Annotated in this window: 16 protein-coding genes and 1 pseudogene; 10 read left to right on the top strand and 7 right to left on the bottom strand. The window is 52.6% G+C overall.

Annotated elements, in window-relative coordinates:
• A pseudogene (locus DU506_RS19315) lies at positions 1–103 on the top strand (IS5/IS1182 family transposase); the annotation flags it as partial.
• Positions 104–124: 21 nt separating this feature from the next.
• Here DU506_RS19315 and DU506_RS19310 read toward each other — a convergent pair.
• A complete protein-coding gene (locus tag DU506_RS19310) occupies positions 125–2854 on the bottom strand; it encodes a class I SAM-dependent DNA methyltransferase (RefSeq protein ID WP_114488498.1) in 2730 nt (909 codons plus the stop codon).
• A 208-nt stretch (positions 2855–3062) separates the two neighbouring features.
• On the opposite strand from DU506_RS19310, the gene DU506_RS19305 reads away from it, so the two are divergent.
• The 4 genes from DU506_RS19305 to DU506_RS19290 are packed head-to-tail and all read left to right on the top strand — an operon-like array spanning position 3063 to position 7399.
• Positions 3063–4043 carry a DNA-binding protein gene (locus DU506_RS19305; protein WP_114488497.1) on the top strand — a complete coding sequence of 327 codons (981 nt, stop codon included), beginning with the start codon at positions 3063–3065 and terminating at the stop codon, positions 4041–4043.
• A gap of 37 nt (positions 4044–4080) precedes the next feature.
• Positions 4081–4362, top strand: coding sequence for a ribbon-helix-helix domain-containing protein (locus DU506_RS19300; RefSeq protein ID WP_114488496.1), 282 nt, complete (start codon positions 4081–4083; stop codon positions 4360–4362).
• Positions 4363–4377: 15 nt separating this feature from the next.
• Positions 4378–4926, top strand: coding sequence for a plasmid mobilization protein (locus DU506_RS19295; protein WP_114488499.1), 549 nt, complete (start codon positions 4378–4380; stop codon positions 4924–4926).
• Positions 4910–7399 carry a relaxase/mobilization nuclease domain-containing protein gene (locus DU506_RS19290; RefSeq protein WP_114488495.1) on the top strand — a complete coding sequence of 830 codons (2490 nt, stop codon included), beginning with the start codon at positions 4910–4912 and terminating at the stop codon, positions 7397–7399. The genes DU506_RS19295 and DU506_RS19290 overlap by 17 nt, the downstream gene beginning before the upstream one ends.
• Before the next feature lie 94 nt (positions 7400–7493).
• Here DU506_RS19290 and DU506_RS19285 read toward each other — a convergent pair whose 3' ends face one another.
• The 5 genes from DU506_RS19285 to DU506_RS19265 form a co-directional block, all read right to left on the bottom strand.
• Positions 7494–7904: a DUF2442 domain-containing protein gene (locus DU506_RS19285; RefSeq protein WP_114488494.1), complete on the bottom strand. Its 411-nt coding sequence runs from the start codon at positions 7902–7904 to the stop codon at positions 7494–7496.
• Entirely contained in the window at positions 7891–8139 is a 249-nt protein-coding gene (locus DU506_RS22890; RefSeq protein ID WP_114488493.1) for a DUF4160 domain-containing protein, read from the bottom strand. Before DU506_RS22890 ends, DU506_RS19285 begins: the two co-directional genes overlap by 14 nt.
• Positions 8140–8387: 248 nt before the next feature.
• The gene (locus tag DU506_RS19275; RefSeq protein WP_114488492.1) at positions 8388–8804 is read right to left on the bottom strand and encodes a hypothetical protein; all 417 of its coding nucleotides are present in this window, start codon (positions 8802–8804) and stop codon (positions 8388–8390) included.
• Positions 8805–8875: 71 nt separating this feature from the next.
• A complete protein-coding gene (locus tag DU506_RS19270; protein ID WP_114488491.1) occupies positions 8876–9136 on the bottom strand; it encodes a ribbon-helix-helix domain-containing protein in 261 nt (86 codons plus the stop codon).
• A 4-nt stretch (positions 9137–9140) separates the two neighbouring features.
• Positions 9141–9809: an AAA family ATPase gene (locus tag DU506_RS19265; protein ID WP_114488490.1), complete on the bottom strand. Its 669-nt coding sequence runs from the start codon at positions 9807–9809 to the stop codon at positions 9141–9143.
• Positions 9810–10140: 331 nt separating this feature from the next.
• On the opposite strand from DU506_RS19265, the gene DU506_RS19260 reads away from it, so the two are divergent.
• From DU506_RS19260 to DU506_RS19240, 5 genes are all read left to right on the top strand, one after another.
• Positions 10141–11043 carry a helicase RepA family protein gene (locus DU506_RS19260; protein WP_114488489.1) on the top strand — a complete coding sequence of 301 codons (903 nt, stop codon included), beginning with the start codon at positions 10141–10143 and terminating at the stop codon, positions 11041–11043.
• A complete protein-coding gene (locus tag DU506_RS19255; protein ID WP_114488488.1) occupies positions 11024–11794 on the top strand; it encodes an ABC transporter ATPase in 771 nt (256 codons plus the stop codon). Before DU506_RS19260 ends, DU506_RS19255 begins: the two co-directional genes overlap by 20 nt.
• A gap of 283 nt (positions 11795–12077) precedes the next feature.
• The gene (locus DU506_RS19250; protein ID WP_114488487.1) at positions 12078–12410 is read left to right on the top strand and encodes a type II toxin-antitoxin system RelE/ParE family toxin; all 333 of its coding nucleotides are present in this window, start codon (positions 12078–12080) and stop codon (positions 12408–12410) included.
• Positions 12407–12709 (top strand): addiction module antidote protein, encoded by a 303-nt coding sequence (locus DU506_RS19245; protein WP_114488486.1) that lies wholly within the window; start codon positions 12407–12409, stop codon positions 12707–12709. The genes DU506_RS19250 and DU506_RS19245 overlap by 4 nt, the downstream gene beginning before the upstream one ends.
• A 72-nt stretch (positions 12710–12781) precedes the next feature.
• On the top strand, positions 12782–13078 hold the full coding sequence (locus DU506_RS19240; protein WP_114488485.1) for a helix-turn-helix domain-containing protein: 297 nt from the start codon (positions 12782–12784) through the stop codon (positions 13076–13078).
• A 278-nt stretch (positions 13079–13356) separates the two neighbouring features.
• Here DU506_RS19240 and DU506_RS19235 read toward each other — a convergent pair whose 3' ends face one another.
• On the bottom strand, positions 13357–13596 hold the full coding sequence (locus tag DU506_RS19235; RefSeq protein ID WP_147273785.1) for a hypothetical protein: 240 nt from the start codon (positions 13594–13596) through the stop codon (positions 13357–13359).
• Between the last annotated feature and the right edge of the window lie 602 nt (positions 13597–14198).

Genomic DNA, 14198 nt, shown 5'->3' with positions numbered 1-14198 from the left:
ATTGAAGCCGTATCGCGCGATAGCGATGCGGTATGACAAACTCAAACGAAACTACGAAAGCATGGTGGCCTTGGCCTGCGGTTTTTTATGGCTACCCATGTGAAAGGTCAACAGGCCCTAGAAACTATTCTGTTTCTTTGACACGTTCCTGATAGATCTCAAACAGGTAACCCACCCGCTCGGCTTCCGCCTTGAACTTGCGTCGCCCGTAAGCTGCATCGACGGCTTTGTCATTAGCTTCGTGGGCCTTTCGAAGATCCACTGGCATACTAAGAGGGTCGTAGAGGTCCGCCAAAGTAGCGTCTGGGTGATTGTCGCGAGCCTCAAGGATGGCTTGGCCTGTCGCTTCTACCTTTTTCCGCTGAGCCTCGCTGGCTTCAGGCCAAGGGAAATTGTTGTAAACGATGCTGTTTGAGTAGCGATAGCGGCTTTCTAAACGGCCACAAACCGTTCTTACCCAGGCCATGTGCATGTTGGAACAGAGCATGCCAAAGTGGTAAGGCGTAGCGTCTGGGACGAATTGAACCGTGTTGCTACAGATCACTTCAGGACCGAAGAAAGCGACTGGAATGTACTCACGGCGCTCGGATGAAACCTCGGGAATAGCCAGGTAGCTTGTGTCTGGCTGAGAGATTTGCCGAAACAGGGTAGGGTAATCGGAGAACTTTCTAGTCGTGGGGGCCTTACTGTTTTGCCGGAATTCACGTACTGCTTCAACCCGTTCACGTATCTGCTTGGATGCGCGTAGATCTTGTGGGGTTATGTCTTTGAGCCAAAGGCAGTAGCGCTCGCGGTTGTTGATGAAATCCCCTCCTCCCATAAAGCGGCGAACATAGGGACCTGCATCAGGCTCGGTTTTTAGTAGAGCTTCTTTTTCCTCGGGAGATAGGATCAGGTGTCCCCCATCGGTGGGTTTGTTACCCCAGCGCATTGGCGGCACATCACTGATCGGTGTACGTCGGTTACGAGCCAGCACATCCGGGCCATCTGCTAAGTATGGGTTGATATTGGTCGCTGTAATGGCGTGGGGGTCACTGCGTGGCGTGTCATACTCGAAAATGAGTTTCTTGGGTATGTCATGTAGTGCATAGCCGACAATCACGCAGTGCACCGCTGCGGCGCCACGGGCTTCGCTCGACCACTGGAAGGTTCTGTGAGCAAAGTTGATACGAACCCCATGTTCCAGTAGCAACGACCAGAGAATGCCTGCCTGCTCGCCTTGGGTGATTGAATTGGTAGATACGAAGGCGGCACGGATGCGAGGATTCTGTTGTAGATAGGGCACCGAACGAACATGCCAGTTGGCCACGAAGTCGATAACTCCAGCCCCTGCCAGGCCAGCCTCGGCCATGTTTCGGGCATGGTCAGCTCTCTGCTCGGTACTCTGATAGTGATGACCCAAGAAGGGTGGATTGCCGAAAATAAAACTACACTTTTCAGATGGTAAGACGTCCTCCCAAGGTATCTTTAAGGCATTTCCCTGGACGATGTTGGCCGATTTGACCAAGGGAATACGCACGAAGGTGTTGCCTAGCTCCTTGCCGACTAATTCGTTCATTTGGTGGTCAATGAGCCACATGGCCACCCTCGCGATCTGGGAGGGCCACTCTTCGATCTCGATGCCGTGGAATTGATCGACGTTGACCTTAACGTACTGCTCGATGACATCGAGCAGTTCCAGTTCCTGGATTTGCTTGCGGTGGAGGCGGCGAATGATCTCCAGTTCCAAAAGGCGGATTTCTCGGTAGGTGATGACGAGGAAGTTGCCACAGCCACAGGCGGGGTCAAAGAAATGCAGACTTGCCAGCTTGTTGTGGAAGGTTTCGAGTTTGGTCCTGGACTTACCGCACTTAGCCAGCTCTTCCTTGAGATCATCCAGGAACAACGGCCCGATGACTTTCATGATGTTCTGTTCGGAGGTGTAGTGTGCGCCGAGGTTACGACGCATATCGGCATCCATGATGCCTTGGAACAGGCTCCCGAAAATGGCGGGCGATACCTGACCCCAATCCAGGTCACAGCAGTCGATCAGTAACTGGCGTAGCTCACGGTCGAAGGCAGCGGTGGCAAGACGCTCAGCAAATAGCCCGCCGTTAATGTACGGGAAGTCGTTAAGTTGTTCGTCTCGTACCTTGAGGCGCTTTTCTTCTGGTGTGTTCAGCACATCGAACAGTTCATTGAGCCGTGCTGCTAGGTCGGAACCATCAATACTGGTGCGCTGCTCAATGAAGTCGTGGAACATTCCGCGTGGCATGAATATTCCGGTGTCCTCGGCGAACAGGCAGAACAACAGGCGGACCAAGTACACTTCCAGGTCATGCCCACCGTAGCCGATTTCCAGCAGCCGATCGTGCAACCGAGCCAGTTTGTCTGCTGCCTTGATGTTGACTGGGTCTTGTTCACGGAATATCCGTACCTGATAGCCCGCGATGAAGTTGAACACGTGAACGTTTTCGTGAAGGTCCTCCAGAGCAACTTCCGTGTCATCACCGGTTTCCAGGTCATGCACCCGAAAACGGGCGAAATCGGACACCACCACATAACGAGGTAACTCAGCATCGCTAAGGCCAGGGAAGTAGTCGATGGCTTGATCGAAGGCGCGTTCCAGATCCTTGCCCAAGGATTTGTGCTCGGCGATCAGCACCTTAGGCCAGAATAGGTCGATAAACCCTGCCTTCCCTCCGATTTTCTTGACGTGCTTCTCGAAGGTGCCGACCCGGCGGCGGGGTACTCCGAAAACTTCGAAGAACTCATTCCAGAAGGTGCTTGCTTCGGCCCTCTCGTTGGTCTCGCCTGCCCACTCACGTGAGAATTTCAGAGCGTTCGATCGAATATCATTCCAGCTTAACGGCATTCTAAGTCCCTGTTTCTATCCTGTTATGTTCCTAACGTATGGCTGCCCTATCATCGTGGCAACAGCTGGGCTGTGCCAATGCAATCTGCCTTCGTATAGCTTTTTCAGTGATTTTTATTGCCTCTTTTGTATCAGTAGTATTTTTTGTTGTATGTTGTATTAAATTGTATGATACTACATACAACATATATTACTGGATGGAAATTCAATGTCATTGGACACCCAAACAATTCACGCGGCAGCTGATCGAATCGCTGACTCTGGTGAAAAACCGACGCTCGCCCGCGTTCGCCGTGAACTTGGCGGTGGCTCATTCACGACGATTTCCGAGGCCATGCAGTCATGGAGGGAGCGGCAGACGGAGGAGCACGCGCTGGCTGAGATACAGGTACCAGGTATTGTGGATGAGCGTATCGAACAGTTAAAAGCTGCGACGTGGCAAGCAGCTATCGGCGAGGCTGAACGTCGCCTATCCGCAGAACGTGAAGCGCTTCACGAAGCCCAGGAGCAGGCCGCTGCCCAAGTGAAAGAGGCAGCTGAGGCGGTTGAAACCTTAGAAACTGAGGCATTGGTGCGTGATGAGCAGATCGCAGGTATCGGACGCCAGCTGAAGGATGCTGTGGCGGCGGTGACTGCTGAGAAAAATCAGGCGCATGAATTGGCACAATCGCACGCCGCTGAAACTGCCCAACACAAAGAGAAAATTTCTGGTTTGGAGTCTCGGCTAGATGATGCTGTTGAAGCACGCAAGGCGGCTGAAAAGCGTGAGACTACCATTCAAAAGGAAGTCGATACCCTTAACTCAAAAGTAAGCCATTTAGTTGATAAAAATCTTGATTTGGAAAAGGCGCTGGCAACATCCCAGGCCCAGGCGAGTGAGCGTGAATCAACCATTACTATCTTGCGTTCTGAACTCTCTACACTCAAAAAAGAATACAAAGAAGAAATTTCATTACTAAAAAAAGCGCATGATAAAAATTTAGTGGAACAAAAGGAAAGTTACGAAACTCGGCTTAAAGATAAAGATAGGGCAATCGCTAAGCTAGAAACTAAAGTCGATGATGCCGAAAAAATGCTATTTGAAGAAATTGATAAAGCTCAGCGATCGAATAGCGGAAGGGCTGGAGATAGGACTAATGAGGAGCAACCAGATTTTTTCAGCGATGGCGATAACAAAATCACTAAGTAAATCTGGTATTATGGTATAAGGCAAACAGGAGATAACTATGGTCGAAAAAACAAAACGCACAATCAGCGTCTCACTAGAGCAGTCGCAGATCGAAATGATTGATGCAGTGGCTCGTCAGGAGCGTGTCTCGACAGGCGAAAACGTGACGCGCTCGCAGGTCGTGAGGTGGATTGTTGACGCCGCGATGAACGAACAAGGCAAGCATGGTGGTCCTACCCCAGCCCCTTCCCCCGCGAGCATAAATACCCCCGCAGGGGGTCGCACTGCCGAGCGTAGCGATGGTGGGGCGGGGGGCATTCAGCAACGGCAGGGGGGATAACGAATGGCACGGAGCATGGAGAACTCAGAGCAAGGTGTAAACTGCGCTTCGCTTGTTTCACCCCTCGCTGACGCTCGGCCTGGTCAGCGCTCCGCTTGCCAGATTGGAAGAGGCTCTAACGAGCCTCATGCCGCCGCTGACAGTGGCGGTAAGGACGACGTTTCTAAGCCTAATGATGGAACAATAACAGGTGGGAAAGTGGCTGGATGGAAAGGCGGCGCTCCTGCGCTACCGCACGAGCAGAAGCGCACCCACACAGTATCGACGCGCTTTAATAAAGCTGAACTGCACGAGCTTGATCGCCTTTCGATAAGTGTCGGTTTACGCCGTGGTGAGTATCTTCGACTTGCCGCTTTTCAAGCTTTGCCACCAACAATTCCTGAACTTAATAAGAGTGCGTGGTTTGAGCTATCTAAAGCTGCGAGCAACCTTAACCAGATTGCTCACCAGCTAAACAAAAAGGGCGTTGAGGTTGATGTTGATATAGAAGAAATTAGTAATATGCTTTCTTTTTTTCGTCAGATTCTTATTGAAGTGGGGGAGGGGTATGAAAGCGAAAGTTAGTCGAGGGAGTGGTTTTCGCGGTGCCCTTTCTTATCTATTTGATGAGGGGCCAAAGGCAGCTGGTGATAAAAATACGGAGGTTGTCGGCGGCAACATGGCAGGCCGGACAAGTTGGGAATTGTCTAAAGAGTTTGGAGTTACCAGGGCTTTACGCCCTGATGTTAAAAAACCCGTATGGCATGCTTCATTGTCACTTCCTGCCGGTGAAAGACTTGAAGCAGAAGGTTGGAACGATGTTTCCAGAGCTTTTCTAAATAAAATGGGTTTCTCCGAAAGAACGCCTTTTACCGTAATTCGGCACCAAGACACGGATTATGACCACGTTCATATATTGCTTTCCCGCATTGATTTGGATGCAAAGCTTTGGCACGGACAATGGGAAGCTCGGAAAGCGATTGAAGCCACACAACAGCTAGAAAAAAACTTTGGTTTACGCCTGACGCCAGGCTTTGGATCTGGCCGTGCCGAGCGCCGGAAACCTAATGCAAACGAGATTAACAAATCAGCACGCACGGGTGAGCCAGCGCCGCGTTCAGTCATTCAGCACGCTATTGATGGGCTGCTGGACGGTGAGCCTGTTAGCGCCCTGGAGTTTGCCGAAGGGCTGGAGTTTGCTGGCATCGGCGTGCGGGCGAACATCGCCAGCACTGGCCGTCTTAACGGGTTCTCTTTCGAATACGAAGGTGTGCATTTCAAATCGTCCCAGCTGGGGAAAGCTTATGGCTGGAAAAAACTCCAGGAAAGAGGGGTAGTCTATGAGCAAGACCGAGATAGCGATGGGCTCCAGCGCTTCCGCGCCCAGTCAGCTGATAAAGCAGATTCGGGCACTGCAACAGCAAATCCAGGAGAGTCAGCGGGAGATCGAGCAGCTACCCCCAGCAATAGCCCAGCAAGTGAGCGAGGCACTGGCTCCGTTGGAGGGGCTGAGTCTGGACAAGATCGAGCGCTTGGCACAAGTACAGCGGACCACGCTCGATACGATGTCGAGCGAATTAACGAAGCAGGCGACAGCGAGCTTCGAGAAATCGACGCGGCAATTAGTGACGACGATCAACGAGACAGCCCAACAGCTAGAGAGCAGCACGGCGAGCTTGGAGGCGACCGCTACGGCGGCGGCTACCCTGCCGGCAGCAGTCAACGAGCTCCAGGAGCAGGTCCAGGCAATTCAGGACATGCGTCCTCGTTGGTGGGAGGTGCCGGTGCTAGCATTCAGCAGCGCGATCATCGGAGCGTCGCTAGTAGTGGTGCTGGTAGTGACTGGAATCATCGATTTAAGCGGGCCAGTGCCTCAAGGACAAGAGCAGATGCGGCGGCTGCTGGAGAACGCGACAGCGCAGGAAACAGAGTTGCTGAAGGAGATTTACGAACGGCGCGAACAGTAGACCCTACGCCCTATCTGGAATCACATGGCTTTCGTGTTAAATGGGAAGGTCGACACGGCAGCGTCCGTGATGAGCGCGGCGACGAACACTACCGGCTGACCCGCAAAATTGATGGCCGCACGCTCTGGTGCGATCTATATGGCAACGATGGCGGGGACTCTATCGCTCTTGCTCGTGAACTGGAGCCCGACTTGCCCTTTGTCGAAGCGGTATACCGGCTCCTGGGTGGCACTGGCTCAACTGCTCCTGTAACCCGTCAGCAGCGGCAAACTCCGCGGCCGCAGAAGTACCCCAGCATTGTCTTAGGCACTCACGCAGGAGCAGAAGCGGGGCGTGCATATCTGCGCGATAGGCGGCTGATTGATGACGACAGCATCGGCTATGCCGAACAGTCGCAAATGCTTCGGTATGACCCAGATGGGCGGTTGCTGTTTACCGGTTATGACGAAGAAGGGCGAGTCCGGAACGTCACACGCAGGGCAATCAACAAAGCAGAAACTGTTCAGAAACGGGATCTCAAAGGCTCTGATAAGAGCTTTCCGCCGATTCTTCCAGGTGACCAGGGCGCGCGGGTTTGGATCGTGGAAGGCGGCGTTGACGCCATCGCCCTGCATGCCGAAGCAAGAGCCAAGGGCAGAAAAATACCACAGATCATCGTCAGCGGTGGCAGTGGCGTCAGATCGTTTATCGAAAATTCGGCAGTTCAACAGTTATTACGAGATGCGCCTCGCGTGATCATCGCGTGCGACAACGAGCCAAAACCCGCCAATCAGCCGCGTACAGATGCAGAGCATGCGGCACAACGTGACGCTGTGGCTCTTATTAACCCAAGGGTGAGGCTTTGGCATCCGCCAAATCAGTACAAAGATATTGGGAAGCTGCGGGAAGCTAATCAGGCTCGCAGGCAGGATGCTGCCGATGAACGCGCAGCAGCAAAGCAGTTCGCTGCTACTGAAGCGCATATGCTCAGAATGGAGGCTTCGCGACCGAAGGAAGGAAGCCCTGAGGAAAATCCCGACTCTACAGCATTGAAGCGAGATAAATCAGTCAGCCAGAAAACCCCAGGAGGGTTTAAAGCTCCTGGTATGTGAAACAGCATGCGGTCAGTTTTCGGTATCTACAATGCCTCAAGGGTGGGTTAGCCAGGTCACTTTTTTCTGAGCTATGCCGGCCCTGTAGCAGTGCTTATGCTTGCATTTTTCGTGGCCTTCCGCCTTTGAGGCCATTCGCTTTAGCTGCATTGCATTTGGCCTGACTCCGGCTTCGTCCTCCTGTAGCGCCAAGCTGGCGAGCCATCCACTGTTTAGAGCCAAACTGGCCTTCCAAGAGGGCGGGCACGTAAAGATCTACATCAAGTTGTGGCCAGTGTAGGCCAAGTCCAGAAGGAGATACTTCAATCTCGGCTAGAGCGTCTGGAGTGGCTGCAGTTAGGCCTTCAATAAGGTACGTAGGGATTGCAAGTTCCAGCCCTGAATGAAGGCGCACAATCACTCGTTTGGTGCCGCGGTTGTAGCGTGCATCAATGGCATAAGCATGATCGCGTTTGGTTGCCATGCGAGCTTCTGCTTGTTGGATGGCATCATCAGTAATAGTCATGAATTTCCCTCCATTTAGCACACAACGTCGACAGCTCTTCTGACAGTGTTGATGCGATACGGTTGAGCTCTGGTGAATTGAAACGGTAGCTTTCACGTAGCTTGGGCGGTCCACTTGGACAGTTCAAGATAAACACCGCCTCGCCGCCTTTGCCAATGACGTGTACATGTGCCGGTCGATGGTCGTTGGGGTAGATGACGGCTCTCAGTCCATCGAAGCGAATAATAGTTGGCATAGGATTAGTCTAGCATAAACCCAACCGGTTGGGTTAATACACTCTTTGAGAATAGCGGGATACTCTTATGGTACGCCTCGTCTTCGAATACGGCTTGCGTTCCAACCGTCATGCTTTACAAGGCAGCTGCGGTGGGATTTGTGCAGCGTTTCCCTAGGGCCTGTTATTGTTAATCAAAACTGGGGTTTCTGTACTGTCCTGGTGTGGCTTGATGTAAGAGCCAACAATGAATAGCTACTCGACATCCGTTAGTCGTGACGTTTCCATCCTCGCTCCCGAGCCACGACCTCGCCGCCGGTCAGAATCACGTAGAGCTCAATCACCACCCCCATAGTGATCACCCAGAATCCATCATCGGGCTTTCTCACGAGGCGCAGAAAAGGCGCACACGGGTGATGCCAGCGGCGGCGCGGGTCACCCTCGCGGAGGCACTCCCACTTATCAGTGTAGCGGTCAGGACGATGGTGCTGCTCGAGCCGGTCACAGTCGGTGCATAGTCGCTTGTCAGGCATCGGGGCCACCCAGCGGTGGCACTTGCCGAGCTGATCGAGGCGCCATGTGCCGTCCACCCTGACTTCCCGCTGCTGGCAATCGTAGCACCAGCGCTCGGTGGGGTTGATGTAGAGCCAGTTGTGACGTCGTAGGAGTCGCTTAATCAGGCTCATGACGCACCTCTTTTTGATGTCGACCAGATAGCCAAAGATCCAGCGGACATAAAAGATATGTAACTCAGAGCTTAGAGCCCATCATCTTCAAATGCTGTGACGCGACGCTCATTTCGCTTTTCCGCCTTTTTGAGCCACTCCTCTAAGGCTTCCTCGATGATGGAAGCGTTAGACCTGTCATATGTCACTGCAGCGAGCTTCACGCGATCACGCAACCGCTTGGGCACTCGGGCATTGAGCATGACCAAATTGTCGCTAGGCTTTGATTTATTGGATTTAGCGCGATTTTCTGCGCCTTTTACAAAGTCATCGTTCAGATCAAATTTTGCCATCGTTTTACTCCGGTTGTTCCTTTCGCAGGAGGGATTTCAGAACCCGCTCCATTTCTTCAAAGGCTTTGGGGTCATGGTTGCCATCGAACACCGTCCCACCTTGGTATTGGCTGTCGTCGTAGCTTACACGGTCAACGATGGGGTATTTGCTGACACCTAATCCCATTGATTCCACTGTGGCTCTAGCCGCATCAATTCGTGACCAAAAATTAGGCAACGCTCTAGTCATGTTGAAGACCACCCGTGCTAATAACGGGCTTTGCTCACTAGCTTCTCTTTTTTCGTTGGCAGTCAGTACTAAGGTCGAAACGTGACGGAGTGTTTCAAGGTCGCGGCGCGCAACCTTTGAAGGGATAATCAGTCGGTGGGCGATCATCATTCCGCTGCGCAACGCGACAGAATCTGCTCCACCACAGTCGATGACGATGTGGCCGTATGATGCTGCTAATGACTCAATACCAGGGCGAATATCGCCAGTCATCTGCTGGCTATCCACCTTGGCTGCTTCTGGCTGATGTCGTTTGCGAGCTTCAGCCCAAGACCAAGATGTGCTCTGCGGGTCAGCATCCACCAAAATTGTTGGCTTGTTGGTCATCGCCAGCCTCACGGCGGCATGAGCAGCAATAGTGCTTTTGCCGACCCCCCCTTTCTCGCTACCCACTAAGACGATCATAGCTATCCTTTGATATCATGTTTTCAATAATACATGCTTTCATGTTTTATTGAAATAAAATATGCTATAAACTTCGTATTATTGATATCAATAAAACATGGTAACGGAATTATTTCCAATATCGTCTTTTAAGACAGGAATGAAAAACTAAAGAGAAGATACAGAAAATGCAGGTTTCTTCCCGAAAGGGGAAAGAGACTAGGTAAACTGGAAGGGTGGCCCCCAGGTGCGACAACACTGTAGGGGGCCGGGCTTCTAGGTAATAAGCCAACGGTACAGAGAGGCTGCCACCTCTCTCACTACCTAACCAAACGACTAAGAAGGAGTCGGAATGGCTATCGATATTTTAGCAGCGTTTGAACAGGAACCCCCAGAGCTAGATTTTATCTGGCCTGGGTTCTTGTCCGGCACAGTAGGGGCTCTGGTTGCACCTGGTGCCACCGGTAAGTCGTTTTATGCCCTAGCAGCAGCTATCAGTGTGGCTGCTGCAGGTGAAGGTGGTGACCTCATGCAATTCGGGGCTAAGCGTGGCCCAGTCGTGTATTTTGCCGCCGAAGACCCAGAACCCGCAATCATCCGGCGCCTACATTCCTTCGGTGCTCACCTCAGCGCCGAAGCGCGACAAGCGGTGGCGGATATGCTGTTTGTTGAGCCAGTATTGGGACGGCGGTTGGATGTGATGAATCCACTTCATGCCCAAGCAATTATTGACCGTTGCGCCGGCGCTCGATTAATCGTATTCGATACTCTTAGCCGAGTGCATACGCTCGACGAGAACAGCAACGGTGACATGGCTAGGTTGGTCAGTCAGTTCGAGTACATCGGAGCTCAAACTGGAGCCAGCATTCTCTATCTTCACCACGTTTCTAAATCCAGTGTTCGTGATGGAGTTGGCGACCAGCAACAAGCTGGTCGGGGTGCCTCGGCACTGATCGACAACGCGCGTTGGTGTGGATTTATTACAAAAATGACGGAAAAAGAGGCTGAGCAGTTCAGTGATCGTCGGTATGACGCTAAGCCTATTGGTGCTGAAAACGCTGGTCGCTACCTGCGCTTTGGTATCTCAAAGCAAAATTACGACACGCCCCAGCCGGATAGATGGCTTGAGCGTCGTGCAGGCGGTGTCTTGATGCCCATCGATTTACGCTCCATTGGTGGTTCCAGCAATGCCAAAATCACAAAAAAAGTGAAAAAGGCCGAAGTGGGGGACTCCAATGAAGACGACAACTGGTAATAAAGTGGCTCCCACTACTACTGTATTGCAGGCTCGTGTACTGATTTATCAGCCAAGTCAGAGGCCGCGAAATCGCAGTGGTGACTGGATGCAAACGAACTTTGGACGTTGCCGAGTGACAGGTCGCCTCGGACAACGACACGCGGATATAGTGGAGTCGATGCTGTATGTCGCAGAGAAACGACGTGACATATCAGATGGGGGGATCGAATTATTGGTCGATCCTGCAAAGCTACGCCGCACTCTCAGTGATCACCAGTACAGCCATGATCGCATTAAAAAACTACTGATTGATTTACGAGCCGCTGCGATCGAAATTGTCACACCAGAAATGGAAGAAACCGGCGATAGCATTATCGGTGGGCTTATTGATCACGTCATTCCATCACCCAAAACACGCTATGACCCACTGACAAGAGGCGAACGCCATCTATGGCGTGTTCGGCTGGGTGTGGCCTTGGTGATGCTTCTAGAACATGACTTATCGCTGTACTACCAACCTGCTCCCATTGCCCGGTTGAAGCATGGCATTAGTCAAGCAGTGGCCCGCCACGTACTGACCCATAAGCACGAACCAGCAGGTGGTTGGCACATGGATACACTGATCCGTGCTGTCACTGGCGAAAATGCAAGTAGCCAGACTATGCGTGATGGGCGACGCCGCTTGAAAGAAGATACAGAGCGGTTAGCAGGTTTGGGCATAGAAATTGATACACAAAATCGGATAAAGCGTGGCACAGCGGCCCGATAGCGTGGCACAACGGCCCGATAGCGTGGCACAACGGCCCGATAGCGTGGCACAACGGCCCGATATTTTACCGATTTAGCAGGATTTACAGGATATTCAGGATATTCAGGGCGGCAAGCCGCCCGCTGAAAGCGGGCGACTGCCTTATTCGCCCCCCGGTTCCTTTCGCTTCGCTCAAGAAACCGACCCCCTCCGGGGGTAAAGGACCAGCCAGCGGGGGAAAAGGTGGTTATTATCGCTCATCCTCATTTGCCTCCCCATGTAGCTCGTAGGCTACAATGCCTTCATGATAGAGCTTACCCACTACCTGACCGCCGATGGGTATGACCCCTTCCAAGCCTGGCTAGATCGGACCAAGGCCAAGGATCAACGTGCCGCCATGCGCGTACTGACCCGACTCAACCGATTGGCCGTGGGCAATCCGGGGGACGCCAAGACGGTTGGCGAGGGAGTGTTTGAACTTCGGATTGATTATGGTCCCGGTTATCGCGTGTATTACGCCAAGGTAGGTGAGCGCCTGGTCATGTTGCTTATCGGGGGCAGCAAAAAACGTCAGCAAGCCGATGTTGCCCAGGCCAAAGCCTTTCTGGCTGACCACCGCAGGAGAACGGATAAATGAGAAGCCACGATGACGCAGTAATTGAAATGCTGCGCAGCGACCCAGGCATGGCGGCCGAGTACCTGCGCACTGCCTTTGATGAACTGGATGAAGACGGCGGAGAAGCGGCTTTCTTGGTGGCGTTGCGCCATGTAGTGGCTTCCCAGGGAGGCATGGCCGTTGTTGCGAAGCGTGCCAACGTTTCGCGTGAAAGCCTGTATCGGGCCTTGAGTCCTGGCGGCAACCCCAAGCTGCGCACGGTGACCGCCGTCATCAAGGCGACGGGGATTCAGTTCCACCAGTTAACCCATGCGTCCTGACGGCCTCCACTGACGACAGGAGCCAAGTGACACGCGAAGGGATGACACGCTAGGACTACGCGGTGACACGCCATGCAACTAACCATAACTGAAGCGGCAAAGCTGTACGGAAAACAGCGTAAAACGCTTTACCGCCATATTAGCGCAGGCCGCTTGTCATGCAGCGTGAGAGGCGATGGCCACCGTGTTATCGATCTGTCAGAGCTGATTCGCTGTTATGGAGAACCCACGGGGGAAGCGGCCGCTAGTGACACGGAAAAGACACGCGACAGTCCTCAGGGTGACACGCCTCTGACTCACTTTCTGGTTGCTGAATTGGTTGCGATTAACCGGCATCAGTCAGAACAGCTGGAGGGCTGGAGGCCATGAACGATCGGCTGGAACGACTAGAAACAGCGCTACTGCGGTTGCCTGGGCCAGCCCAGGTTGATGAAAAGCCTCCCGTGACTAAACCCGCAAAACCACCTGATAGTTTTGCAGATTTGGCAGCGAGATTTGAGGCCCGCTTCCGGAAGTAGAAATTCCCACCAACAAAGAAAGACCAAAACACCTCGGCAATGCATGACACGCCGCAATAAAACGATTAAGAGGTGCATAGACGGCCTGCGAGAACTAGGCCGGGATGCCAGTCTAAGAAGGGAACGGAATCAGGGTGCGCCTGCCAGCAGACCGATAGCAAAGTCTATCTCAGGGGTAAGCGTTTGAAGCAGCTCATGCCGTCGGTCGTTGGGCGGATGTTGGCCGTCATCGGATCTCTGTCTAATGCTTCCGAGCGTGTCGTAAACATGCGAAAGAACTAAGTCGGTCCTTTCCTTCGCGGTGGTAGCCGATGAAAAGTACCAGGAAGACCCATCAGCGAGGTCAACACGAATCAATTGATCAGTCATGTTCATTCTCCAACGGTGGAGGATTTGAACAACCAGGCAATAAAAGAGAAATTGAAGGTATCGGAGGGAGATGAAAAGAGGTGAGGGCCGGCCTCCTGGCCTCATCGAGCGTGTCCTTGCTCGCCACCCCAGGCCTCCAAGGTAAGTTTTTTTTATTACCGTGCGAAGACAACAATCTGTCAGCTAAAAATTTTTCAAAGGACGGAAGCCTTCGTTTCTATTTTGCCGGTAATTCAAGATTACGCGGCTTATCTTGAGTTTTTTTGAGGGGGTCGTTAGTGGTCGATAAATGGCTCACATCGCCCCATTAAGACCCTTTCCCGAGGGTTAGGAGGGGAAACAGGGCTATCGCAGTTAGAAATAATCGCTTTCTAAGGTCTTGGCTTCATACCAGACATCAAGTGCTTGGCAATAGTCTGAACAATAGATTCGAGCACCCATCTGCCAACTGCGATAGCCCTGGGAGGGGAAAGGGCTTGGTCTAGGGTCTGTTGATGTTTGGTGGCAGGAAGATTTGGCAGGATAGGGGCAAGCTCACAGAATAGAGGTTCCGACACCAACAAACGGCGAGCCTGCCATGCCCCGACAAATGCTCACGGATG

Source organism: Vreelandella rituensis, assembly GCF_003336665.1.
Taxonomy (GTDB): Bacteria; Pseudomonadota; Gammaproteobacteria; order Pseudomonadales; family Halomonadaceae; genus Vreelandella; species Vreelandella rituensis.
Note: the sequence above shows the minus strand (reverse complement) of the source record. Positions and strands in the feature narration are given on the sequence as shown.

What these genes read in the sequence shown, in the direction of transcription:
- DU506_RS19250 (WP_114488487.1), top strand. Translation starts at nt 12,078, where the DNA reads ATGATAGAGCTTACCCACTACCTGACCGCCGATGGGTATGACCCCTTC.
- DU506_RS19300 (WP_114488496.1), top strand. Translation starts at nt 4,081, where the DNA reads ATGGTCGAAAAAACAAAACGCACAATCAGCGTCTCACTAGAGCAGTCG.
- DU506_RS19285 (WP_114488494.1), bottom strand. Translation starts at nt 7,904, where the DNA reads ATGACTATTACTGATGATGCCATCCAACAAGCAGAAGCTCGCATGGCA.
- DU506_RS22890 (WP_114488493.1), bottom strand. Translation starts at nt 8,139, where the DNA reads ATGCCAACTATTATTCGCTTCGATGGACTGAGAGCCGTCATCTACCCC.
- DU506_RS19260 (WP_114488489.1), top strand. Translation starts at nt 10,141, where the DNA reads ATGGCTATCGATATTTTAGCAGCGTTTGAACAGGAACCCCCAGAGCTA.
- DU506_RS19270 (WP_114488491.1), bottom strand. Translation starts at nt 9,136, where the DNA reads ATGGCAAAATTTGATCTGAACGATGACTTTGTAAAAGGCGCAGAAAAT.
- DU506_RS19290 (WP_114488495.1), top strand. Translation starts at nt 4,910, where the DNA reads ATGAAAGCGAAAGTTAGTCGAGGGAGTGGTTTTCGCGGTGCCCTTTCT.
- DU506_RS19295 (WP_114488499.1), top strand. Translation starts at nt 4,378, where the DNA reads ATGGAGAACTCAGAGCAAGGTGTAAACTGCGCTTCGCTTGTTTCACCC.
- DU506_RS19310 (WP_114488498.1), bottom strand. Translation starts at nt 2,854, where the DNA reads ATGCCGTTAAGCTGGAATGATATTCGATCGAACGCTCTGAAATTCTCA.
- DU506_RS19245 (WP_114488486.1), top strand. Translation starts at nt 12,407, where the DNA reads ATGAGAAGCCACGATGACGCAGTAATTGAAATGCTGCGCAGCGACCCA.
- DU506_RS19235 (WP_147273785.1), bottom strand. Translation starts at nt 13,596, where the DNA reads ATGACTGATCAATTGATTCGTGTTGACCTCGCTGATGGGTCTTCCTGG.
- DU506_RS19265 (WP_114488490.1), bottom strand. Translation starts at nt 9,809, where the DNA reads ATGATCGTCTTAGTGGGTAGCGAGAAAGGGGGGGTCGGCAAAAGCACT.
- DU506_RS19305 (WP_114488497.1), top strand. Translation starts at nt 3,063, where the DNA reads ATGTCATTGGACACCCAAACAATTCACGCGGCAGCTGATCGAATCGCT.
- DU506_RS19275 (WP_114488492.1), bottom strand. Translation starts at nt 8,804, where the DNA reads ATGAGCCTGATTAAGCGACTCCTACGACGTCACAACTGGCTCTACATC.
- DU506_RS19255 (WP_114488488.1), top strand. Translation starts at nt 11,024, where the DNA reads ATGAAGACGACAACTGGTAATAAAGTGGCTCCCACTACTACTGTATTG.
- DU506_RS19240 (WP_114488485.1), top strand. Translation starts at nt 12,782, where the DNA reads ATGCAACTAACCATAACTGAAGCGGCAAAGCTGTACGGAAAACAGCGT.